Origin of the sequence: Terribium retamae (assembly GCF_022347545.1) — a bacterium.
Taxonomy (GTDB): domain Bacteria; phylum Pseudomonadota; class Alphaproteobacteria; order Rhizobiales; family Rhizobiaceae; genus Mesorhizobium; species Mesorhizobium retamae.
On the sequence record NZ_JAKREW010000001.1, the window covers coordinates 499,511 to 523,019 of the forward strand.

The 23,509-nt window shown below is 59.0% G+C and carries 22 protein-coding genes; 6 read left to right on the plus strand and 16 right to left on the minus strand.

Annotated features, from left to right (window positions below):
- Positions 1 to 84 precede the first annotated feature (84 nt).
- Positions 85 to 810: a glutathione S-transferase family protein gene (locus L4923_RS02320; RefSeq protein ID WP_239361785.1), complete on the plus strand. Its 726-nt coding sequence runs from the start codon at positions 85 to 87 to the stop codon at positions 808 to 810.
- 74 nt (positions 811 to 884) lie between these two features.
- Here L4923_RS02320 and L4923_RS02325 read toward each other — a convergent pair whose 3' ends face one another.
- The 4 genes from L4923_RS02325 to L4923_RS02340 all read right to left on the minus strand — a co-directional run bounded on the left by L4923_RS02325 (position 885) and on the right by L4923_RS02340 (position 7,078).
- Positions 885 to 2,993: a molybdopterin-containing oxidoreductase family protein gene (locus tag L4923_RS02325; protein WP_239361786.1), complete on the minus strand. Its 2,109-nt coding sequence runs from the start codon at positions 2,991 to 2,993 to the stop codon at positions 885 to 887.
- 157 nt (positions 2,994 to 3,150) lie between these two features.
- Entirely contained in the window at positions 3,151 to 5,028 is a 1,878-nt protein-coding gene (locus L4923_RS02330) for an ABC-F family ATP-binding cassette domain-containing protein (RefSeq protein ID WP_239361787.1), read from the minus strand.
- A gap of 93 nt (positions 5,029 to 5,121) precedes the next feature.
- The gene (locus tag L4923_RS02335) at positions 5,122 to 6,396 is read right to left on the minus strand and encodes an MFS transporter (RefSeq protein ID WP_239361788.1); all 1,275 of its coding nucleotides are present in this window, start codon (positions 6,394 to 6,396) and stop codon (positions 5,122 to 5,124) included.
- 172 nt (positions 6,397 to 6,568) lie between these two features.
- On the minus strand, positions 6,569 to 7,078 hold the full coding sequence (locus tag L4923_RS02340; RefSeq protein ID WP_239361789.1) for a DinB family protein: 510 nt from the start codon (positions 7,076 to 7,078) through the stop codon (positions 6,569 to 6,571).
- Between the two features lie 181 nt (positions 7,079 to 7,259).
- Between L4923_RS02340 and ndk the strand changes: the two genes are divergently transcribed.
- The gene (gene ndk, locus L4923_RS02345) at positions 7,260 to 7,682 is read left to right on the plus strand and encodes a nucleoside-diphosphate kinase (RefSeq protein WP_239361790.1); all 423 of its coding nucleotides are present in this window, start codon (positions 7,260 to 7,262) and stop codon (positions 7,680 to 7,682) included.
- Between the two features lie 87 nt (positions 7,683 to 7,769).
- Here the strand turns inward: ndk and L4923_RS02350 are convergent, their stop codons facing one another.
- The 6 genes from L4923_RS02350 to L4923_RS02375 form a co-directional block, all read right to left on the minus strand.
- Positions 7,770 to 8,213: a YbaY family lipoprotein gene (locus L4923_RS02350; RefSeq protein ID WP_239361791.1), complete on the minus strand. Its 444-nt coding sequence runs from the start codon at positions 8,211 to 8,213 to the stop codon at positions 7,770 to 7,772.
- A 120-nt stretch (positions 8,214 to 8,333) separates the two neighbouring features.
- Positions 8,334 to 8,801 (minus strand): molybdenum cofactor biosynthesis protein MoaE, encoded by a 468-nt coding sequence (locus tag L4923_RS02355; protein ID WP_239361792.1) that lies wholly within the window; start codon positions 8,799 to 8,801, stop codon positions 8,334 to 8,336.
- A 4-nt stretch (positions 8,802 to 8,805) separates the two neighbouring features.
- A complete protein-coding gene (moaD, locus tag L4923_RS02360) occupies positions 8,806 to 9,057 on the minus strand; it encodes a molybdopterin converting factor subunit 1 (RefSeq protein WP_239361793.1) in 252 nt (83 codons plus the stop codon).
- A gap of 12 nt (positions 9,058 to 9,069) precedes the next feature.
- Positions 9,070 to 9,657 carry a CDP-diacylglycerol--glycerol-3-phosphate 3-phosphatidyltransferase gene (gene pgsA / locus L4923_RS02365; RefSeq protein ID WP_239361794.1) on the minus strand — a complete coding sequence of 196 codons (588 nt, stop codon included), beginning with the start codon at positions 9,655 to 9,657 and terminating at the stop codon, positions 9,070 to 9,072.
- Between the two features lie 115 nt (positions 9,658 to 9,772).
- Positions 9,773 to 11,821 (minus strand): excinuclease ABC subunit UvrC, encoded by a 2,049-nt coding sequence (gene uvrC / locus L4923_RS02370; protein ID WP_239361796.1) that lies wholly within the window; start codon positions 11,819 to 11,821, stop codon positions 9,773 to 9,775.
- Complete coding sequence (locus L4923_RS02375) at positions 11,818 to 12,585, minus strand: SDR family oxidoreductase (RefSeq protein WP_239361798.1); 768 nt, start codon at positions 12,583 to 12,585, stop codon at positions 11,818 to 11,820. Before L4923_RS02375 ends, uvrC begins: the two co-directional genes overlap by 4 nt.
- A gap of 397 nt (positions 12,586 to 12,982) precedes the next feature.
- On the opposite strand from L4923_RS02375, the gene L4923_RS02380 reads away from it, so the two are divergent.
- Entirely contained in the window at positions 12,983 to 13,648 is a 666-nt protein-coding gene (locus L4923_RS02380; RefSeq protein ID WP_239361800.1) for an outer membrane protein, read from the plus strand.
- A gap of 97 nt (positions 13,649 to 13,745) precedes the next feature.
- Here L4923_RS02380 and L4923_RS02385 read toward each other — a convergent pair whose 3' ends face one another.
- From L4923_RS02385 to L4923_RS02410, 6 genes are all read right to left on the minus strand, one after another.
- Positions 13,746 to 14,339, minus strand: a complete 594-nt coding sequence (locus L4923_RS02385; protein ID WP_239362057.1) for a glutathione S-transferase — start codon at positions 14,337 to 14,339, stop codon at positions 13,746 to 13,748.
- Positions 14,340 to 14,449: 110 nt separating this feature from the next.
- Complete coding sequence (locus L4923_RS02390) at positions 14,450 to 14,887, minus strand: hypothetical protein (protein ID WP_239361802.1); 438 nt, start codon at positions 14,885 to 14,887, stop codon at positions 14,450 to 14,452.
- A gap of 82 nt (positions 14,888 to 14,969) precedes the next feature.
- Entirely contained in the window at positions 14,970 to 15,827 is an 858-nt protein-coding gene (locus L4923_RS02395) for a 23S rRNA (adenine(2030)-N(6))-methyltransferase RlmJ (RefSeq protein ID WP_239361804.1), read from the minus strand.
- A 3-nt stretch (positions 15,828 to 15,830) separates the two neighbouring features.
- Positions 15,831 to 16,445, minus strand: a complete 615-nt coding sequence (locus L4923_RS02400) for a hypothetical protein (protein WP_239361806.1) — start codon at positions 16,443 to 16,445, stop codon at positions 15,831 to 15,833.
- 38 nt (positions 16,446 to 16,483) lie between these two features.
- A complete protein-coding gene (locus tag L4923_RS02405) occupies positions 16,484 to 16,933 on the minus strand; it encodes a DNA polymerase III subunit chi (RefSeq protein WP_239361807.1) in 450 nt (149 codons plus the stop codon).
- 3 nt (positions 16,934 to 16,936) lie between these two features.
- Complete coding sequence (locus L4923_RS02410; protein ID WP_239361808.1) at positions 16,937 to 18,430, minus strand: leucyl aminopeptidase; 1,494 nt, start codon at positions 18,428 to 18,430, stop codon at positions 16,937 to 16,939.
- A 370-nt stretch (positions 18,431 to 18,800) separates the two neighbouring features.
- On the opposite strand from L4923_RS02410, the gene lptF reads away from it, so the two are divergent.
- The 3 genes from lptF to L4923_RS02425 are packed head-to-tail and all read left to right on the plus strand — an operon-like array spanning position 18,801 to position 23,505.
- Positions 18,801 to 20,000 (plus strand): LPS export ABC transporter permease LptF, encoded by a 1,200-nt coding sequence (lptF, locus tag L4923_RS02415; RefSeq protein ID WP_239361809.1) that lies wholly within the window; start codon positions 18,801 to 18,803, stop codon positions 19,998 to 20,000.
- The gene (gene lptG, locus L4923_RS02420) at positions 19,997 to 21,082 is read left to right on the plus strand and encodes an LPS export ABC transporter permease LptG (RefSeq protein WP_239362058.1); all 1,086 of its coding nucleotides are present in this window, start codon (positions 19,997 to 19,999) and stop codon (positions 21,080 to 21,082) included. Before lptF ends, lptG begins: the two co-directional genes overlap by 4 nt.
- A 2-nt stretch (positions 21,083 to 21,084) precedes the next feature.
- Positions 21,085 to 23,505: an LPS-assembly protein LptD gene (locus L4923_RS02425; protein ID WP_239361810.1), complete on the plus strand. Its 2,421-nt coding sequence runs from the start codon at positions 21,085 to 21,087 to the stop codon at positions 23,503 to 23,505.
- Positions 23,506 to 23,509 lie beyond the last annotated feature (4 nt).

Sequence of the window (23,509 nt, forward strand, 5' to 3'; positions counted from 1 at the left end):
CGTGGACATTATGTTCGAAAATGCCAGTCTACAGCATCAAAGTCCATGTCTTTATATCCATCGTATCGACAATGGAGAAACGACATGACATCCGAACCAATCTTCACCTCCGGCTTCCCGCTCGGCTCGTCGGCCGGCCTCGTCGCAGCCTTCGAGTGGCTTGGCAAACCTTATCGCCTCACCCGGGTGGACATGCTGGGCGAGATGCGCACGGACGCCTACAAGCGCCTAAACGGCAGGGTGGAAACTCCAGTGCTGATCACCGGCGAAGGCCGCGTACTCACCGAGACAATGGCAATCGCGCTCTGGCTGGAGGCACGCGATACCGAACGTCGCATCAGCTTCGAACCCGGCACGCCGGAAGCTGACAGGATGCATCAGTATATCGCCTTCCTGAATACGGGCTTCACCGGCGCATTCACACCACTTTGGGTGGCATTGGAAGCCGAAGAGGCAACGGAACAGGAGCGGGAGACATTACGGAAATTCGGCCGTGACTTCGTCGCCAAACGACATGAACAGCTGGAGGCGATGATCGGCGACAGCAGCGCCTATCTGATCGGCGACAAGCCGACGCTGGCCGATGCGGTGTTCGCCGGCGTGGCCCGCTGGGTGGACTTCCACAAGGCCGTCGATCCGAACGACTATCCACGCATCCTGGCGCTGCGCCAACGCATCGAAGCCGATCCGGCATTCCGCTTTGCGGTGGCAGTAGAGGATGGCCGTCCGGCCATTGGCAGCGGCGCGATGAAGGGACTTGTCCCACTCGCCGATGTGCTGCGGGAGACGAGCAGCGCACTCGCGGCCTAGCTTTCACCAGAGAAAATGCGCGCCATCGAACCATGGCGCGCATTCCCACCAAAGCAGCAACAGCTGATTTCGCCTTAAGCCGCCCTCACCCAAACTTTGTTGTCGTGTACGGCAGCTCCGCCGTAAGGCGCGGGTGCATCGGAACCGGTCAACACATTGATGCCTTCGCCGCGCTCATGCGCCGAATTCGGCCAGATACCCTCGGCGATTACGACGCCGCGCTTAAGGCCTGCGAACAGCTTTGCGTGCAGCACGACTTCGCCACGCGGATTGCCGACTTCCACGCGAGCACCATCGACAAGTCCAAGCGCTTCTGCATCCTCCGGGTGGATCAAAAGTTCCGGCCGCACTTCCTTGGCCTGCGACACCGGGGTTTCGGCAAAGGAGGAATTCAAAAAGTTACGCGCCGGCGACGTTGCCAGTCGGAAAGGATGCTGGGCATCCGCCACCTCGATCAGGTCGACATGATCTGGAAATTCCGGCAGTTGTTCGACAGGACCGAAAATGCCCATGCTCTTGGGTGGCTTATTAGGCGCATAGCCGCCGTTCCATTGCGGCTTGAAACGGAACTTGCCGTCCGGATGGCCGAAACCTTTCAGGAAATGCGCGGTCTCGAAATCCGGTTGCATGTCGGCCCAGCGCTGTTCGCGCAACGTGTCGAAATCGAGTTCTCGGTTCTTGAGCAGCGCATTGATGTGTTCTTTTTCGGTCAGGCCGAACCCGGGCATGTGCGAAACGCCCAGGCGCTCGGCCAACTGCTCGATGACATAATGATTGGTGCGTGGACCGGCAGGCGGCTCAATCAGCTTCGGGCCGAGCGTAATGTGCTGGTTGCCGCCACCCTTGTAGATATCGTCATGCTCCAGGAACATAGTGGCCGGCAGAACGACGTCAGCTACCTTGGCCGTATCGGTCATGAACTGCTCGTGCACGCAGGTGAACAGGTCTTCGCGCAGGAATCCTTCCTTCACCAGCCGCTGCTGGGGCGCGACATTCATCGGGTTGGTGTTCTGGATCAGCAGTGCCGTCACCGGCGGACCGCCGAAAAGCGCATCAGGCGCATGAGTAAGGACTGGGCCGATGCGCGAGTGGTCGAGATAGCGCACCTTAGGGTCGCGGTAGCGGTCGCCTTCAAGCAGATCCTTGTTGAACTTGAAGCCCGCAATGCCTGAATTTGAATGGAAAGCGCCACCCCCCTCATATTGCCAGCAGCCGGTCACCGCGGCGATCGATAGAGCAGCATGCATGTTGGCCGATCCATTGCGCTGGCGCGCAAAACCGTACCCCAGCCGGAAGAATGTGCGTTTGGTGGTTCCGACCAGCCGCGCGAAGGCTTCGATCTCGGCGACGGTCAATCCCGTGATCGCCGCGGCCCATTCCGGCGTCTTGTCGGCGAGATGCCTCTCCAGCCCTTTTGGATCATCGGTGTATTTTTCGAGATAGACACGGTCGGCCATGTTCTCGCGGAACAGCACATGCATGACCGCGCAGGCGAGCGCGCCGTCCGTGCCGGGCTTCACCACCAAGCCGATATCGGCCTGCTTCATCGTCGCATTTTCGTAGATGTCGATGACGACGATTTTTGCGCCGCGTTCCTTTCGCGCCTTGATGGCATGGGTCATCACATTGACCTGGGTGACGACAGCATTCGTGCCCCAGATGACGACGCAGTCCGAACGGCCCATTTCCCGCGGATCAGAGCCGCGCAGAGCGCCTGTACCCATGACATACCCGGTCCATGCCAGGTTGGTGCAGATCGAGCCGAAAAAGCCGGAATATTTCTTGGCGTGCCGCAGCCGCTCTATGCCGTCGCGCTGTACCAAGCCCATCGTGCCGGCATAGAAATACGGCCAGACCGTCTCGGAGCCATGTTTCTCTTCCGCGGCGACGAATTTTTCGGCGACGAGGTCGAGAGCAGCCTCCCAGCTCGCTTCCTTCCAGTGGCCATCGCCCTTGGCACCAGCGCGCACCAGCGGCTTCAGCAGCCGGTCGGGATGATGCACGCGATCGGCATAGCGCGCGACCTTGGCGCATACGACGCCCGCCGTGTAGCTGTTGTCCTTGGCGCCATGGATGCGTCCTATGCGGTCTGGCCCCAGCAGCTCGACGTCGAGCGCACAGGTGGACGGACAGTCATGCGGACAGGCAGAATGGCCGATGCGGATCTTGGCATGGGTGTTCATGTCGCTCTTCTACCTGTTCGCCGGCTCCGAGTGTAGGGCCAGTTGCACAAGGATGAGAGGCAACCCAATCTCCCGCTGGGGCCAGAGGAAATCTGTTTCCTACAAATCTGCAGCCAACGGATCCGTAGTCCTGGCCCCCCGTGACAGGACCGACAAACTATTCCGCGGTGCCTTCCTCATATTCGGCCGACATCGTCAGCCAGCGCTCCTCATGCGCATTGAGCTGAGCTGCGAGTTCTGACCGCTCCTTGGCGAACCGCGTCGCCTTGATCGGATCCTTTTCATAGAGTGCCGGATTAGCGAGTTCGTCCTCGATCAGGTCGATGCGCTTGCGCAGTCGATCCATCAACCCCTCGGTCGCGCGGATCTCCTTGGCCAGCGGTTCCAATGCCGCGCGCCTTGCCGCTGCCTCCCTCCGACGATCGGCCTTGGATGCCTTGTCCGCTTCGCGCTTCTCGCGCCGATCGACTGAAACGCCGGTTACCAGCGTCTTGTAGTCATCCAGATCGCCATCATACGGATTGACCGCGCCATCCTTTACGAGCCACAGGCGGTCGGCCGTTGCCTCGAGCAGATGGCGATCGTGCGAAATCAAAATCACCGCACCGGGAAAATCGTTGAGTGCATGGATCAGCGATTCCCTGGAATCGATATCGAGATGGTTGGTCGGTTCGTCGAGAATGAACAGGTTCGGGCCATCGAAGGCAGCCAGTCCCATCAAAAGGCGCGCTTTTTCACCACCGGACAAGTCCTTGGCGGCGGTGTTCATCTTCTCCGTCGCCAGGCCGAACTGGGCGACACGCGCCCTCACCTTCGCCTCGGGTGCATCCGGCATGAGACGGCGCACATGTTCGTAGGCATTCTCGTCGGGGCGAAGGTCGTCGAGTTGATGCTGGGCAAAGATCGCCACTTTCAAGCCGGGGGCGATCGTCATCGTGCCCGTTTCTGCCTTGAGCCTCCCGGCAAGCAGCTTGGCGAAGGTCGACTTGCCGTTGCCGTTGGCGCCAAGCAGCGCGATGCGATCGTCGGCGTCGATGCGCAACGTCATCTTCTTCAATATCGGTTTGCCCGGCGCATAGCCGACTTCAACGCCGGACAGCGCCACGATCGGTGAAGCCACCGTCTTCACCGGCTCCGGGAAGGAAAACGGCTTGACGGAATCGTTGACCAGCGCCGCAATCGGCTTCATGCGCTCCAGCGCCTTGATGCGCGACTGCGCTTGCCTTGCCTTTGAGGCTTTGGCGCGAAAGCGATCGACGAAGGACTGCAGGTGCTTACGCTGCGCCTCTTGCTTGATCCGGCTCTTCTCCTGCAGTTCCTGCTGCTCGGAAAGCTGCCGCTCGAATTGATCGTAGCCGCCGCGCCAAAAACTCAGCTTCTGCTGGTCGAGATGCACGATCGAGTTGACCGCACGGTTCAGCAAATCGCGATCGTGCGAAATGAGCAGCACGGTATGCGGGTACTTCGACACGTAGTTTTCGAGCCAGAGCGTACCTTCCAGATCGAGATAGTTGGTCGGCTCGTCGAGCAGCAGAAGGTCCGGCTCGGAGAATAGCACAGCTGCCAGCGCAACGCGCATGCGCCAACCACCCGAAAAGGAGGATGCCGGACGCGCCTGGGCCGCTTCGTCGAAGCCGAGGCCGGCGAGGATGGTGGCAGCACGCGATTCTGCTGTATGGGCATCGATGTCGGCCAGCCGGATATGGATTTCGGCAATCCGGTTGGGATCGGTCGCCGTCTTCTCCTCTTCCAGCAGTGCGGCACGCTCCTTATCGGCCGCCAGCACGATCTCCAGAAGTGAATCCTCGGTGCCGGGCGCTTCCTGAGCAACCTGGCCGATGCGTGTGTTCTTCGGAATGCTGATCGAGCCGGTCTCCGAAGCAAGATCACCGGTGATCGCCTTGAACAGCGTGGTCTTGCCAGTGCCGTTACGGCCGACGAGACCCGCTTTCGTGCCGGTAGGCAGCGTTAGCGAAGCGTGATCGAGAAGCAGGCGTCCGGCGATGCGGAGCGAAAGGTCGTTGATGATAAGCATGGCGGCGCGGTTTTGGCCCGTATAGCCAACAATGGCAAGGGGATGTGGTCAGCTGTTTCGGCGTGAACGGCGGTCGGAGGCGATGCGACGCCGCTATGCTGTCCGGACAGGCGCTAGCCGGCCAGCCCGCAACAAGTCGCTCAGTGCCGTATCCACGGCTTCCGTCGGAGCGCCGGCACCGAGCCGCCGTGGTGGCGGCAACGAATGACCAATAGCGAAAAGCAGCGCGCTGCCTGCCGAAAACACCGCAAAAAGCAGGAACATGCCTGTTCCGCCGTGGGCTCCGAGCGCCATTCCGGCCAGCAAGGGGCCGAAGAAATTGCCGACGGTGGACAGCGAATGTGCTCCGAAATAGGTGCCTCTGTTGGCAGCCGTGGAAATGCCGTCAACCAGCATGTACTCGGCCGGGACGACCAAGACCTCTCCGACGGTGAAGACAATCATCGAGACGACCAGCATTTCGACACCGGAAGATGCGGCGAAGCCGAGATTGCCAATGAGAAACAGCACGCAACCCAGTACCAGCGCGCGTAGCGCGCCGATCCGCTCAATAACGATGCGCGCCGGCGTGCTGGCCACCAGTACGGCCGCCGCATTGGTGCTGACCAACAAGGCGAAGATCTCGACGCCCTTGGCGAAGTCTTTGATGATGTATTGCGACAGCGGCACCGACCATTGCCCGTAGACGGCAACCAGCAACGTGCCGCCACCCGCGAAGAACATAAGCCTGGGGTCGCGGAATGCACCGACAAGGCGTCGCCAGCCGCCGACGTGCCGCACGGCAGCATTTTCTGCACTGGCCGCGATCTCCGGTACGAACAGAAAAATGATTGCTCCGAACGCAAGATGAACCAGGCCGGCCACGACAAACAGGATGTCGGAAGTCGCACCGAAAGCTAGACCGATCATCGGACCGATCGCCCAGCCGGCATTGATGGCAAGATAGCGCCAGGAAAACACCTTCAATCGGAGTCTTTCAGGCGCCGCATCACTCATCATCGCGCGTGCAGCCGGCTCGTAGACCGCACCGGCAATGGAGGCCACGATGTGAGCGAATGTGAAAGCGGCGACGGACTGGGCAAGCCCAAGGCCAGCCATGCCGAGGCCGGCAAAAGATATGGCTATGGCCAGGACCGTACGTCGTCCAAGCCGATCGGAAATCGCTCCGGCCAGCGGGCTGACCATCGCGCCAAGCAACGGCCCTATGCCGATCAACGCGCCGATGCCCGCCGGCCCAAGTCCGAAGTCCTGCTGCAGCCGGATCGCCAGGAACGACAGGCTCATGCCTTTGGCGATGGCGACAACGCCAGAACCGGCAATCAAGAGCAGCGCAATCATGCGCCCGGTCTTTTCGGAATAGCTGTTCACGGACGTCTCGAAGAGATTACCAGCAAAGCGGTGGTTGGTCCGTCATGGTTCGCATTGGCAAGGCCACCGCGCAATGGAGAACATCGAACGAAGATATGGACCAGGTTCCGCGACCTGCCGAGCTGTGGGGCCACAAATCGACGGCGTTTAGTACCGCAGGACCATCGCTTCCTTACGCGAAAGCGCGTCCGTCTTCTGTACGCTGGAAATGCATCAGATCCAAAGTCAGCGAAGACCTGCCAAGAACGGTCAGGATCATGTGGGCCTGGCCTCTGTGATGCGTCTGATGATTGAAGAGATGATCGAGTGCCGGCGCCAGACGCTGCGAGATTGTACGCATGTCCGTGGTCACGTAGGAAAACCGCCCTGCAATATCCTTGTCGTTCAAGCCATCGACCCATTCGACAATGCGCCTATCTTCGACCTCGCGTGCCATTCGGAGCGCCGGCAATGCCCGCTGGATGATGGCATCAAGGCTGGCAGGGGCATCGCCCTGGCCGGTGAAACGCTTCATCCAGATACGGTCGGTGACCAGCAGATGGTTGAGCGTGCCCATCATCGACCCGAAGAAAGCGCCGCTATCCCGTGTGAATTCTTCGTCGGTCAGATCCTCGGCGGCATCATAGAGACGATTGTTGGCCCACTGATTGTAGGCCGCAAACATCATGAAATGCCTTTTCATCCCAAACCTCGGTATACCGCACACAATTTGCGCCTATCCGGCGAGACCCTTGGTCTAGAATGTCATGAAGGGCAAAGCCAAGGCCATTTGCGTCAGCGGGATGATAGACGCTCCCCTTGGCAATAGGTCGGACGCCTTGTATAGAGCCGCCAAACTCACCCCCATCACCAAAGGACGACCCATGGCGATCGAACGCACTTTCTCGATGATCAAGCCAGATGCTACCAAGCGCAACCTCACGGGCGCCATCACGAAGATGCTCGAGGACGCCGGCCTGCGCGTCGTCGCTTCCAAGCGTGTGTGGATGAGCCTGCGTGAAGCCCAGGGCTTCTACTCCGTCCACAAGGATCGTCCCTTCTTCGCCGAACTGACCGAATTCATGTCGTCCGGCCCGACGATCGTGCAGGTCCTGGAGGGCGAAAACGCGATCGCCAAGAACAGGGAAGTGATGGGCGCTACCAATCCGGCCAACGCCGCAGAAGGCACCATCCGCAAGGTGCATGCATTGTCGATCGGCGAGAATTCGGTGCATGGCTCCGACGCGCCGGAAACTGCAGCTCAGGAAATCGCTTACTGGTTCTCGGGCACTGAGATCGTCGGCTGATTTCGAATCGAGCTTCACGAAAGCCGGGCGCCTAGCCCGGCTTTTCTTTTTGCGCGTCCGAAACACGGTGCGCGCCGGATTTTCCCGTCAGCCGGGTGTGCCGACCTCACTCTGCTGGTCTTGCACCTGCTTCAAGACCATCGTCATTGGCGTGTCGGCGAGTGGATCGACATAATGACGTGCGTTGGTTTCAAACACTGCCTGTCCATCGACGGTGATGCTGGCATCCACCGCATAGGTCGTTTTCGGGCGGATGTCCCGGCTATCGAATTTCAGCGTGAAACGCACAGGCAGCCGGCCGGTAAGCGCGACCCTTTGCTCGCAGATTATCCGCGCCGGAGCATCCGGTTGCGAAGTGTCAAGCAATTGTACGGTGAGCACCGCATTCCCGGGCAAGATCATACGCTCGCGATAGATCACTTCGCCAGTCAATCGGCGTTCGGCCGCCAGAGACATATCCGTCGTGGTGAGGATACCTACCATTAACGGTGCAAGCCCGAAGATCAGGAATTTCGTGATCCTGTCCAACATACAGCTGCTGCTCCATTGGCGCGCGAGACACGACGCCAATGCTAAAATCCGCTGCGATTACGGACAATCAATGGCCAATCTGGGGTATTTTCACGCCCCGACGGCGACTTGCGCACAGTTCTAGCGCCAGCGCGCCGCAGCCTCGTCGTCGCTGTCCTTGGCTTCGATCCAGCCGCCTTCGGTGCCGTCGGCGCGATGTTCCTTCTTCCAGAAGGGCGCGCGGGATTTTAGGTAATCCATCAGGAAATCTGCCGCCTCGAACGCTGCCTGCCGATGCGCGGATGCCGTCACCACCAAGACGATATTTTCGCCTGGTCGAATGCGACCATGCCGGTGGATGACAGTCACACCCCGCAGCGGCCATCGTCCGGCCGCCTCCATGGCTATACGACGGATCTCGGCTTCGGCCATGCCTGGATAATGCTCCAGCTCAAGCGCTGCCAGCGTGCCTGCTTCGTCGCGGCAGAGACCAGAAAAAGTTACCACCGCGCCGACATCGGTGTGCCCTGTAGCCATGGCAGCGATCTCGTCAGCAACATTGAAGTCCTGAGCCTGGATGCTGATTTTCGGTTGGACGGCAACCGCCACCGCATCAGCCTCCCGTCATCGGCGGGAAAAGCGCAATCTCGCGCGCACCGGCGATCTTCTCGCCGTGATCGACATGTTCCTGGTTGATGGCGACGCGGATGGAGCGCAGATGCTGCAAAGCGTGTTCATACTCCTCGCCACGCGATTTCAGCCAGGCAAGCAACTCTGCCACCGTCGTCACATCCCCGGGAAGATCAACGTCTTCCTCGGATTTGCCCACGCGCTCGCGCACCCAGGCAAAATAAATGAGTTTCATGGCCTTTTCCCGCTATTCGTCGACGATATGCTTCAATCCCGCACGGAAATAGTCATAGCCGGTATATAGCGTCACCACTGCGGCGATCCAAAGAAGCACCAATCCGGTTTCGGTGGTGAAGGGGAAAATCTTGTCGCCGGCTGGCCCGGCAAGCAGGAAAGCGATCGCCACCATCTGAATGGTCGTTTTCCATTTTGCGAGTTGCGTCACCGGCACCGAAACCTTCAAGGCAGCGAGATATTCACGCAGTCCTGAAACCAGGATTTCGCGACACAAGATGATGATAGCCGCCCACAGCGACCAGCCGGCAATGCCATCGGCGTCGGCAGCCAACAGAAGCAGACATGTGGAAACCAGCAGCTTGTCGGCGATCGGATCGAGCATCTTCCCGATATTGGACGTCTGCTGCCAGGCGCGCGCCAGATAGCCGTCGAAATAGTCCGTAATGGAAGCGGCAAGGAAAATCGCCAGCGCCAGCCAGCGCGCGAAATCACTCGACTTCAAATGCCCCTCGAGAAAGAAGCACACTACAACCATCGGCACCGCGATGATGCGGGCATAGGTGAGTATGTTAGGCAGATTGAATGCGTGTTTCGCCATACGTGCCTGAGACTTTCACGGTCGTTTCTCTTTGCTTCCGTACTCAAATCAGAAGCCGATATCAGGGGTCAACCATTGAAAATCGACTGGCCAGCGTAAAACAACACACAGAACGTCAATTCTCGTGAAAATGGTTGTAAACAAGCCGCGCGATTTGCTCCGAGATCCCGTCGACCGCGATCAGGTCCTCGACCGCGGCGCGGCTGACCGCTTTCGCGGTGCCGAAGTGCAGAAGCAGCGCCCGCTTCCTGCCTGGACCGATGCCGGCGATCTCGTCCAGGGGACTTTTCACCATCTCCTTCTTGCGACGGGCTCGGTGTGAACCGATCGCAAAACGATGGGCTTCGTCGCGCAGACGCTGGATGAAATAGAGCACCGGATCGCGCACCGGCAATGTGAAGGATGGCTTGCCCTCGACGAAGAAGCGTTCGCGACCGGCCTCGCGATCCTGCCCCTTGGCGATGCCGATGGCAACAACCCGGTCCTGGACACCAAGATCGGCTAAGATCTTGCGCACTGCCGACATCTGGCCTTGGCCGCCGTCGATCAGGATGACGTCCGGCCAGGCTGGGAATCCATTGGAGACGAGATCGTCCGGCTCCTCGCCGCCTTGGTCCGGTGTGACGTCGCCATATTCCTTGATGAGACGCGAGAAGCGGCGCTCCATCACCTCACGCATCATGCCAAAGTCGTCGCCCGGCGTGATCTCCGTCGAGCGGATATTGAACTTGCGGTATTGATTCTTGACGAAACCCTCGGGTCCCGCGACCACCATAGCACCGACGGCGTTGGTTCCCATGATGTGCGAGTTGTCGTAGACCTCAATGCGCACCGGCGGCTTTGTCAAACCGAATGTCTCGGCAAAGCCGGTCAACAGTCTCGCCTGCGTCGACGTTTCCGCCAACCGCCGGCCCAGCGCTTCGCGCGCATTCTGGAGCGCGTGGTCGGTCAGGTCCTTCTTCTCGCCGCGCTGAGGCACCGAGATCGACACTCGGCGGCCGGCGCGGGTCGAGAGCGCGTCGGCAAGCAGTTCCTGCTCGTCCACCGCATGCGAAAGCAGCACCGCACGCGGTGTCGGCTTGTCGTCGTAAAACTGGGCCAGGAAGGAACCCAACACCTCGGCCGGTTCCATCGCCGGGTCGGCCTTTGGGAAATAGGCGCGGTTGCCCCAATTCTGACCCGTGCGGAAGAAGAACACCTGGATGCAAACCTGCCCGCCTTCCTGATGGATGGCAAACACGTCGGCCTCCTCCACCGACTGCGGATTAATGCCTTGATGGCTCTGCACATGAGCGAGCGCGGCCAAACGGTCTCGGTAGATCGCAGCGTGTTCGAAATCGAGATTCTCGGCGGCGACCTGCATGGCGGCGGAAATCTCGGTCTTCACCTTCTGGCTGCGACCCGACAGAAAATCCTTCGCTTCGGCAACCAAGGTGGCGTAGTCGCCATGCGAGATTTCACCCGTACACGGTCCCGCGCACCTTTTGATTTGAAAAAGCAGACAGGGTCGCGTCCGATTTTCATAAAAAGAATCGGTGCAGCTCCTCAGCAGGAAGGCCCTCTGCAGGGAATTGATGGTGCGCCCTACGGCTTGCGCCGACGCGAAAGGGCCAAAATAATCGCCCTTTCGCGAACGTGCCCCACGGTGTTTGTAGATACCGGGCGACGGGTGGTCGCCCGTCAGCAAGATATAGGGAAATGACTTGTCGTCGCGTAACAGGACGTTAAAGCGCGGCCGCAAGCGCTTGATAAGATTCGCTTCCAGCAGCAGCGCTTCAATCTCGGTGCGGGTGACGACGAACTCCATCGTCGCCGTCTCGCGCACCATGCGCCCGATGCGATTGGTGTGAAAACGCCCTTGTGCATATTGCGTTACGCGCTTTTTCAGGCTGCGCGCCTTACCGACGTAGAGCACGTCGCCGGTCACGTTCATCATCCGATAGACGCCCGGCGCATTGGGCAGGCGTTTGACCAACGCTTGGATGACTTCCGCGCCAACCTTGCCGTCGGTGTCACCGACGTGCTGGGTCCAGTCGATCGCAGTAAAGGCGACCTCGGGTCCCGAGGGAGCAACTTCCAGTTCACCGTTTTCGTCTTCATCCAGATCGACGTCGGGCAAGTCCTCGCCCACCGCGCGTCCGTTTTTCACTTTGCCGGAACTCATTCCACTACGCCTGTCACATCGGGCGTTTGCCATGCAAGATGCTGGCCGCCATCCAGCGCGATCATCTGGCCAGTGACCGACCGCGCATTCCATAAATATCGTATCGTTCTGCCGAACTCGCCAAGTTCAGCGCCGCGCTTCAGCAGCACGCCGTCGAGTTGGGCCTGGAAGTCATGATCCTGCTGGCGCGCTCCCTTCAAAGTGGGTCCCGGGCCGATCGCGTTGACCCGAACGCGCGGCGCTAGCGCCTGTGCCATGGTTTGTGTGGCGGCCCACAATGCCGATTTAGACAGGCTATAGGAAAAGTAGCGCGGCGTCGGATGCCACACGCGCTGGTCGATCATATTGACGACCAGCCCGTCCTCCTCCTCGGGTAAGGACTGGGCGAAACGCTGCGTCAAAAGCGCCGGCGCTTTGACATGAACAGCAAAATGGCGATCCCAGCCGGACCAGTTGAAATCATCGATTGTGTCTTCCTCGAACAGCGATGCGTTGTTGACAAGAAGGTTGACCGGTCCGAGCGCCCTCGTGGCAGCCTCGATCAGCCCGGCCGTCATGGCCATGTCGGTGAGGTCCGCAGCCACCACGGCAGCGCGTCCGCCGGAAGCGACAACCACGCTTGCAAGGGATTCGGCCTCCTCGCGAGAGCGATTGCAGTGGATGGCGACGGCGAACCCGTGCGCAGCAAGATCCTCGACGATAGCCCTGCCGATCCGTTTCGCTCCCCCTGTCACCAGGGCCGTTGTTATGGCTTTGTCCTTCATCTGGCTTTCATCCACGCGATAATGGCAGCCAGCAAATGAGACCGCTCAATAATAAAATGCTGTTCGTTCCTGTGGCCATATTGTGTCGATGGCCCTGAAGTGAAAGGCCTCGACTCGAATCCTGCAGTCTGATCGAAGGTCCAATATAGGGCCCGCAACCCCTTGCACCAAGCCGGGTTCAGCATCCTCGAGCAAACCCTCCTGACAACTTTGTTGCACTAGTGCAACGTCATGCTTCAGCCTCATTCGCGCCAGCTAAAGACCCAAGTTCAGGTTCGCTTCCGCCGCATTTGCCGCCCAAATTCCGGAACCGTTGAACGCGTGATCCGTTTCCTCCCCCGGCGGGTCTGGTTCGCAAGGAACAAGCCAGCGTCTTTGGCTTTATGGAGTAAGAACTATGTCTATCAACCACAAATTCGCGCGGACGTCGGTTGCTGCGATCGGGCTTTTCGCCGTCCTCGGCACGGTTCCAGCTTTTGCTGCGGACGTCGTCTCGGAAGAACCGCCGGCTCCGATGCCGGTTGCAGAACTGCCGGTCGCTTCCTGGGCTGGTGCGTATGCCGGTGTGAATCTCGGCTATGGCTTCTCGGGCCGCACCAAGGTCGAAGACTTCGACACCAGCATCAAGACTGATGGCTTCGTCGGCGGTGCCTTTGCCGGTTACAACTGGCAACAGGATAACTTCGTGTACGGTCTCGAAGGCGACCTTGGCTACAATGGCACGAAGGGATCGGAAAACGGCTTCAAGTCGAAGTCGGGGCTGGAAGGTTCGCTCCGCGCTCGTCTGGGCTACTCCGTCAGCCCCGACATCCTGCTTTACGGCACTGCCGGCGGCGCCGGCCAGGGCCTGAAGGTCACCGACGAGGTCACCGGTCTCGACGATCGCAAGACCATGTTCGGCTGGACCGCGGGTGTCGGTACCGACATCAAGTTCACGGAGAATGTCTTCGGTCGTGTCGAGTACCGTTACTCCGACTACGGTTCCAAGAACTTCGACAACGGTATCGGCAAGGTCAAGAGCAGCGACAACCGCATCCAGTTCGGTGTCGGTATGAAGTTCTGATCGTTATCCGATCGACATGAAAAGCCGGGCGCGAGCCCGGCTTTTTTGTTTTATGCGGACCGACACCAGTCAATGCGGTGAACAGACGATTTTTAGTTCAGGGTATGCAGCCCTTCAATTCAGGGAACTTCTCGTCGAAACGGGCCGCCCAGCGCACCAACCGGCCACGCCCCTTCTCCCATTTGCCGGCGAAACGCAGCGACAGATAGCCAAGCGCGGCACGCAGCGCGATCTGGCCGACCGTGATCTTCTTCGGCAGCTTGGGTGGATTGGCGTTGAGGCTATCGAGTGATCGAGTGACCTTGACCCACTGCCTGTCAAGCCAAGGCTGGAATACCTTGTCCTCGGGCCGGACCCTCCGCTCATAGACCATCGACAGTGCCGAATCGCAAATGCCGTCCGCCAATGCCTCAAGCGCTTCGGCTTCCGTACGCTTGTCGGCATTGCGTGGAAACAACGCATTCTTGGTTTGCCGGTTGAGATACTGGGTGATGGCTCGGCTGTCGAAGATCGATTGACCGTTTTCCAGAACCAGCACTGGAATCTTGCCCAGCGGGTTCGCGCCAATCAAATCGGCAGGATCCTCCTCCGTCTTGACTGGCTTCAATTCCAACGCGATGCCGGCATAAGCAGCGGCCATACGAACCTTGGAACTGTAAGGAGATGTGGTTGCGTAGAGCAGGCTTGGCATGGTTCCTCGCATTGTGGTCGTGTCCTGATGCCGGGCACAATTGAAAGACCCTGCCGAGAGGCAGGGTCAAGACCAGGCAATAATCCCGGAGATGCTTTAGGCGCTGATCTTTAGCGCAGAATGCGGCAGGCACCGTTGTAGACATACCAGCGGTCGAATCCCGAGACGCAGAATTCGACATTGTCCCCGACGCCTGCGAAGCCCTGTCCTTCTTCGATCAGGTACCAGATGGTGCGCTCGTGTCCGTCCGAGAGCACAACTCTCGCGTCGCAATAGCGGCGACCGATCGGCCAGTTTTCTTCAGCCGGCTGGTACCGTCGCTCATTGATGCGACGGAAGTCCGTGATCTGCACATCAGGCAAGTGCGGAACGTTGCGCACCTGGTGCGCAAAGCGACTGGTGATCTTATTCAGCACCCACGCCTCCCCGCAGACCCCCGGATCGCCCGAATAACTGGAAAGGTCGGCGGCTTGCGCAATCGGGGCAACAGTCAGGACTGAAGCCAGGCCAATCAGTCCGGCGAGAAGGGATTTGAACGAGCGAGTCATGGCGGTGCCTCATTGCTGATCGGCGGCACTGTGCGGATTTGCCGTCACACGGTCAAGCCGGGAAGTATCACCCTCGATCAAATCAGGTGCCGCCCTCGCGTGCCAACCAATCGAGCCGCCAGCCGGCAGCATTGGGCTCAGCCATTGCCGCCTGCAGTGCAGGCAGTATGAGGCGAAGTTCCTGCTCCAATGTGAAAGGCGGGTTCACGACGACCATGCCGGTACCGTCCAGCCGCTCGCTGTTTGAAGCCGGCCGCGCTTCGAAGACTATATCGAGTATCTTGCTTATGCCCGATGCCGCCAGCCGTTTACGGAAATCGGCAACGCTGCTCCGGTCCTTTATCGGATACCAGAGGGCATAGATACCGCCCGGCCAGCGCTTGTAGGCCTTTTCGACACCATCTGCGAGACGCTCAAACTCCCCTTCAAGCTCAAAAGGAGGATCAACCAGAACCAGACCGCGCTTTTCCTTCGGCGGCAAGTGCGCACCAAGCGCCAGCCAGCCGTCCAGTTCTATAATGCGGGTCTGAAAATCGCCTTCGAATTGCTCTCTCAATCGGATAGCGTCCTTAGGGTGCAATTCGATCGCCGTCAGTCGATCCTGATTGCGCAAGAGTCGCCGCGCAAGCCATGGAGACCCCGGATAGAAACGAATGCCGCCATCCATATTGCAGGCATTGACCGCTTCGAGATAGGGCCCGAGCAACGTGGTCGCCTGAATGCCGGGATCGATCCTGGCCAATCGGGCGATACCATCGCGCCATTCACCCGTCTTCTGGGCCTCTTTCGAGGAGAGATCATAGAGGCCGATACCGGCATGAGTATCGATGACGCGAAACGGTTTGTCCTTCCGTTTCAGATATTCGATCAGGCGTACCAGCACGATGTGTTTGACGACATCGGCGAAATTTCCGGCATGGTAGGCGTGGCGATAATTCATGTCTCAGGCGCCGCCACCCCTGCCCCAACGCGGCTTGGGCGGAATTTCAGGTTTAGTTGAAGGTCGTGCCCTGCCGAAACGGATCGCCAGCATCAGGCCGATCAGCCCAAACGCGATCAATCCAAAACCAATTTGAATGGCTCGCTTGTCGGGGACCGCGGCACCAGCACGCAACACAAGATCCACGGCTTTGATCCGGATGTTGTCGGCGTCCCCTGGTCCGATGGTAAAGACATAGGTGCCAGCCTCTTCCACATCGATCAGCCCTGCTTCATCGCGAAACACCTTGTCGGTCAACTGAGGGCTCTGTTCGCGCGGCGACGGATTGCCGCTGAAACTTAAGCGTTCGGCAAGCACCGTCTTGTTGCTGGCAGAAGCTGTCAGCGTCAGAACCGTCCGGTCGAAAGCGTTGATGCGATCGGTATCACTCGTCAGGTCGACGAAAACCCGAACCGGTCCGGTTCCGGCCTTGAGCGACACCGTCGCGGGCTTGAAACGGCCGTCCTGGTAGACATGCCAGGTGCCAAGATCCTCGCCGGAGAAATTTCGAACCGCCCACGGATAGAGAAAACTGAGGGCAACGCCAGCCAGGATGATAAGCAGAAACAATTTGCGCATGGCTCATGCCATAGAGTGCGGCGTGCCCCTACGCAATGTCATGCCTTGCGTTCCCAACGCCGGTCTGCGGTCTGCTGCCAATAGGTTACGGTGTGGCCGGCACTCTTCATATCCTTCCAGTGGCTGCGTGCAGCCTCAACTTGTCCGGCATCATGTCCGTCGAACAGGAATACCGCCCGGTCGTAACCGGCCAAGTCTGGAGGCACTGCACCGTCGACCAGGAAACGGATCTGCGCGGCATTCGTGTTGGTATCGCCTGTGGTCAGCAGAATGGGCTGTTCGGCGGGATAAGGTTCCCGATCGGTCGCGTGCGCCAGGAAGCTATCATCACGACAGACCCACAGATGCTGATCAAGTGCATCCCTGCGCTCTTCGGTCCCTGTCTGAACGACGACGCGCCAGCCACGGTCGACACTGCGCTCGAGAAGACCCGGCAGAGCCTCCTCCAATGTCGATTCCGTCAGATGGTAGAACAGCACCTCGGCCATAGATCAGGATTCGTAATAATCGCGCACCAGTCGGTCGAGCAACCTCACCCCGAAGCCCGATCCCCAGGACTGGTTGATCTCGCTGGCCGGTGCGCTCATCGCCGTCCCTGCGATATCGAGATGCGCCCAGGACGTGTCCTTGACGAAACGCTGCAGGAACTGGGCCGCGATAATGGCGCCGCCATAACGTCCGCCGATGTTCTTCATGTCGGCGTTTTTGGAGTCGATCAGTTTGTCGTATTCGCTGCCCAGGGGCATCCGCCACAACTTCTCTTGTGTGGCGATACCCGCCCGGAGCAACTGCTCGGCAAGCTCGTCGTCATTCGAAAACAGGCCGGCATGATGCTGGCCCAGCGCTACCATGATCGCTCCAGTCAATGTGGCAAGGTTGATCATCAGGCGAGGCTGAAAACGGTCGCTACAGTACCAGAGTGCATCGGCGAGTACGAGCCGGCCCTCGGCATCCGTGTTGAGCACTTCGATCGTCTGTCCCGACATGGAGGTAACGATGTCGCCTGGCCGTTGCGCATGACCATCGACACTGTTTTCCACGAGCCCGAGGATCCCGACGACATTCGCCTTTGCCTTGCGGGCGGCAAGCGCATGCAACAAGCCTGTGACCGCCGCCGCACCGCCCATGTCGCCCTTCATGTCCTCCATGCCGGACGCCGGTTTGATCGAATTGCCGCCTGTGTCGAAGGTCACTCCCTTGCCCACGAAGGCCAGCGGCTTCTCCTTGGCTTTACCTCCATTCCATTGCAGAACTGCGAGCCGCGCGCCACGCGGTGAGCCCTGCGAAACGCCGAGCAGCGAACCCATGCCGAGCTTTTTCATCTCTTTCTCGGTGAGGATCTCGACCTTGACGCCCAGCACCTCCAACTGCTTGGCTCGTTCGGCGAATTCGACCGGGCCCAGAGTATTTGCTGGCTCATTGACCAGGTCACGCGCGACAAACACGCCATCAACCACGGCCTCGAGTTCAGCGAATGCCTTTTTTGCTGCGGCAGGGTTCGCCGATTGAATGGCAATTTTTACCGGTGTCCTGACGTCGTCCCTGGCGTCATCACCTTTCTTGGTTTTGTATTTGTCGAAAGAGTATGCTCTCAGCAAAATGCCCGCCGCGACGTTTGCCGCCGCCGCTCCGTCGGGCTCGGCACCCGGCAGATCAACCACGACCGTTATCTCCTTCGCCTTACGCAGCAAGCCCGCAATATGTCCGCCAAGCTTCAGCCAGCCATATTCATCCAGCGCTGAAACCTTGCCGGCGCCGATCACGGTTAACCGATCGAGCGTAGTCCCTTCAGGCGCGAAGATTTCAGCGGAAGTGCCGAATTTTCCGGAAAAATCCGCAGCCGGCAATACCCTGATCAGCGTGCCGGCAGGATCGTGCGCCTTTGCAACATCGGAAAGCCCCACCTCTTCCGCTGAGATCAAGAAGACTGTGCCTTTTTTGACGGTGGCGAATTTGGCAAAGGCGATCGTAGGTCGGGCAGCCATGAAAACCTGCTTGGTTGATGCGAGGGATAGGCGTCGACATTTCGCGCTTTTCAGTGGTTTGGCAAGACCGTCAAACCGCAAGCCGGCACAAAGGGGTGCTCCGCCATCGAGCATCCCAGTCAGCAACAGCCGTTGCGATTTGGCAGAGGGCGACCCTTGACGATCGACCGCGCCTCACACAAATGTCTGACGCAAATCGCTGTTAACCATACCTATTCGCCTTTTCTTATCCATTGCCGACCAGAGTCGGCGCCACCGGAAATGACGACTTGAGACGGAACCAGACCAGACCGGTTGTACGGGTGTCACCGGAAAGATAACTTCTGAAACTGCGATACCCATCGAAATCAATCGAGAAGAACTGCTCTGAATGAAGGTCGCCGAGCTTTATATCTTCCGGCGCGCGCTCTCGCTCTTTCTCGCAGCGTTGGCGTGGACGCTGGCGATCGTCTGGACGACGCAGGTTCTGACACGCATCAACCTGGTGACGGATAACGGCCAGTCTGCGGTGAGCTTCTTCCAGGTTGCCGCTCTCATTTTGCCAACGATCATCCCGATCGTTGTTCCCTTCGCGCTCATCGTGGCGGTAGCGCAAACTCTGAGCGTGATGAATTCCGATTCGGAACTGGTGGTCATCAATGCCGCCGGCGCTTCACGCATGACTGTCGTCAAGCCGATCCTGATCCTTGCAATGATCGCGAGCGTGCTTTCATTTGTCGTCGACAACGGCATCGAGCCCTATGCCCGCCAGAAAAACCGCGAACTCATTGCGAGCGCACGCGCCGATTTCCTGTCCTTGATCATTCAGGAAGGTACCTTCCGCAAGATCGAGGATGGCCTGTTCGTGCAGATTGGTGAACGCTTCGCCGATGGCGGATTAGGAAGCATTTTCGTGGCGGATTCCCGCCAGGAAGGCACGGATCTGGTCTATTATGCCAAGACCGGCGCGGTCATCGACAAGGGTAACGAGAAGGTTCTTCTGATGAACGACGGCGTCGTTCATCGCAAGGCCCCAGCCGGTGATGTGTCGGTCATCCGTTTCACCTCCTACGCCTTCGATCTCTCGGCCTTTGCTACCGCCGCGCAGGCCACGCTTTATCCGAAGGATCAGACGACGCAGTATCTGCTCAATCCCGATCCCAATGACGGATATTACCAGCAAGCCCCTGATCAATATCGGGCCGAGCTTGCCTTGCGTTTCTCCGAATGGGCTTATTCACTGGCCTTTGCGATGATCGCATTGGCCGTGGCCGGGGACGCGCGCTCCCACCGCGAGGCTCGCATTCACCCGCTGATCACGGCCATCTGCGTCGCCCTGCTGGTGCGTTGGCTGGGTTTCTTTGCCGCAGGCAAGGCCAACACGAATCCTTTCTACAACTATCTGGTCTTCGCTGTGCCATTCGGTGCTTCGGCGATAGCCGGCTGGGTCATATATTCGAATCGGCGAATGGAGCTGCCCGTAAGCTGGGCCGACTGGCTGACCAATCTCTTCAGCCGAATCGGCGAAACCGGTGTCCGGCTTAGATTGTGGTGGGCCAACCGGTCTGCATCCCGCCAGGGGGGTGCCTGATGGGTTGGACGCTTGGCCGCTATTTCTTCTTCCGCTACCTGGGGATCACGATCTGGATCTTCCTTGGGCTGTTTGCCCTGGTGTTCTTGATCGATTTCACTGAGCTGACTGGCCGCATCGCAGGTGTGCCGGGCTTTACCTATCAGACGGGTTTTGCCATCTCCGCGTTGCGTGTGCCGATGATCATGCTGCAGACCGTGCCTTTCGTCGGACTGTTCTCGGCGATGGCGACGCTGGTTTCGCTCAACCGCAAATACGAGTTGGTGATCGCCCGCTCCGCCGGCATCTCGGCCTGGCAGTTCCTGCTGCCTTGCGGCATTGGCGCGCTACTGTTCGGGGCCATTGCCGTTGCCGTCCTCAACCCATTGGCCGCCTATGGTTTCTCTCAGTCCGAGCGAATCGAAAGTGAGCTGCGTTCCGGCTCGTCGAACAACGTCTCCGCGGACGCCGCACCGTGGATCCGCCAAAAAACCGCTTCTGGCGATACCATCATCGGCGCACGCGCCATTCTGAATCAGGGCCTGGAAATGGCGGATGCCGTTTTCTTCCTACTCGACCCGCAAGGCAATATCGTTGAACGCAAGGATGCCAAGAAGGTGTTCCTGCGCGATGGCTATTGGGATCTGCAGGACGTCAGTATTCTGAAGGACGGCAATATCGAGAAAAAAACGACAGACCGTCTGCCGACCGATCTCAAGCCGGAATTTGTGCAGGAGCGGCTGGCACGACCGGAAACAATTCCATTTTACGATCTGCCGCAAAAGATTGAAGTTGCTCGCTCCTTCGGCCTTAAGGCAAATGCATTCGCCATGCAGTTCGATTCGCTGGTGGCGATGCCTTTCCTCCTGGTTGCGATGACTTTGATCGCCGCAACCGTCTCGATGCGTTTTGCACGCATGGGACAATCCGCAACGATGATTCTGGGTGGCGTAGTCGCTGGGTTTCTGCTTTATGTTGTATCTGTTTTGGTCAAAGCGTTTGGAGTGGCGGGATTCGTCCCGACTGTCGTAGCTGCATGGTTTCCGGTGGTCGTGGCGATGTTCTTCGGGGTGACGTTCCTACTGTACAGGGAAGACGGTTAGTGATGAGGACGGTTTTGCAAGGTCGCAGACCGATCCGCGCTGCACTCCTGTGTGGGGTGAGCGCGCTGGCCTGTCTTTTTGCCGGTAGCCTGGCGACTGCCGTACCGGCAGCAGCTCAAACAGTTGAAGCCCCCAGTGTACCTGCCGGCTCGCAGATGCTGCTGGAATCGGACACGCTGGTTTACGACAACGACAATCAGACGGTGACGGCTGTCGGCGGCGTGCAGATCGACTATGGCGGCAATAAGCTCGTTGCCCAGCGCGTTGAATACGACCGCAAAACCAAGCGCCTTGTCGCCTCGGGCAATGCACAGCTGGTGCAAAGCGACGGAACCAAGATCAATTCCGAGCATATCGACATCACCGACGACTTTGCCGATGGTTTCGTCAACGCCCTGCGTGTCGAAACGGTGGATAAGACTTATTTCGGCGCGGAAAGTGCAGAGCGCATCGGCGGCGTGCTGACGACGTTCCACAACGGCGTCTATACGGCCTGCGAACCCTGCGAAGAAAAGCCGGACAAAGCGCCAATCTGGCGCGTGAAGGCCAAGAAAATCATCTGGAACGGCCAGAAGAAGACGGTGCGCTTCGAGAACTCCAATTTTGAGTTCTTTGGCTTCCCGATCGCTTTCCTGCCGGCCTTCGAGATCGCCGACCCGACGGTGAAGCGCAAGAGCGGCTTCCTGATGCCCGGCATCACGTTCAACAGCAAGCTCGGTACGGGAATAACCGTTCCCTACTATTTCGCGCTGTCACCGACCTACGACATCACTGCACGGGGCACCTACTACACCAACCAGGGTTTCCTTGGTGAGGCCGAATGGCGCCAGCGCTTCAACAATGGTCAGTACAGCCTTCGCATCGCCGGCATCGACCAGAAGAAACCGCTGAAGTTCGACAACTATACGGTTGATTCCGGTCCGGCCGGCGATCCGAACAATTTCCGCGGCATGATGGGCACGAAAGGCCAATTTGCGATCAATTCGCGTTGGAACTTCGGCTGGGACATCCTGCTGCAGACCGACAAGAACTTCTCTAGCACCTATCATATCGGCGGCTATGACGCTTCGGTTCATCGTTCGGAGGTCTATCTAACCGGGCTGAACGATCGGAACTATTTCGACCTGCGGGCCATGCACTTCGAAGTGCAGGAAAAAATACTTCCACGGGAAGAAGGCGCTCGCTATCAGACCGGTGCCCGGGACGAGTTCCAGCCTTGGGTGCTGCCGTCGCTCGACTATGCATATATTCCTGATGCATCACTCGCCGGTGGCCAGCTGTCGATCAATTTGAATTCGCGTGTCATCAAGCGCGATCGCCTCGACGAAGCGTTCCGCGCGAATTACGACACGTTCAGCGAAGTGCAGCGTGTTCGCGGTATCGAGGGCGATTCCGGCCGCTTGACTGCCGAAGCTGAATGGAAGCGCAGCTTCGTTACCGACGGCGGCCTGGTCATCACACCACTGCTCGCTTTCCAAGCCGACGCCAACTACCTCAACGCCTCATCGGATTCGCTCAACGCGGTAAACCAGATGGCGACAGCGCAGGGCGTCAGTGCCGATATGCGGTCGTCTTTCGCCAGAACTATGGCCACTGCAGGTCTCGAATTCCGCTGGCCGCTGCTCTTCACCAGCTTGACCGGTGGCTCGCATGTTATCGAGCCGACCGCCCAGTTGTTCGTACGCCCCAACGAATCGTATGTCGGCGGCCTGCGCGTCCCCAACGAGGATGCACAGAGCATGGTGTTCGACGCCACGACCCTGTTCGAACGTGACAAATTCTCCGGCTATGATCGTATCGAAGGCGGTAGCCGCGCGAATGTCGGTGTGCGTTACTCCGGCAGCTATTCCAATGGCTGGAGCACGAACGCGCTGTTCGGCCAATCCTACCAGATCGGCGGCACGAATTCGTTCGCCGAGCCTGATCTGGTCAATGTCGGCGCCTATTCAGGTCTCGAGACCGAGAAATCCGATTATGTCGGCCTGGCCGGTTTCACCAGCCCGTACGGCTTGTCGGCTTCGGTCAGCGGCCGTTTCGACGAGCAGACCTTCGAGGTTCGTCGCGCCGAAGCCAAGGCGGCCTATAGCGGTTCATCGCCGGTCTCGATTTCGGCCCAATATGCCTTTATCCAAGCCCAGCCTGGTTATGGCTTTGAGGAAGACCGCCACGAGGTTTCGCTCGGTGCATCGACCCGCCTCAATCAGAACTGGCGTGTATTCGGTTCGGGCACTTACGACATCCAGACACGGGTGCTGACAAGTGACGGCCTCGGCTTTGCTTATGATGACGAGTGCTTCACCTATATGATGACTGTGTCCGAGAGCCGTGACCGCGTCACTCGAGAAGTCACCCGCAACATCGGCTTCAACATCTCGTTCCGCACCATTGGCGATTTCGGCTCGGCTTCCAGCAGCTTCCAATAAGTCA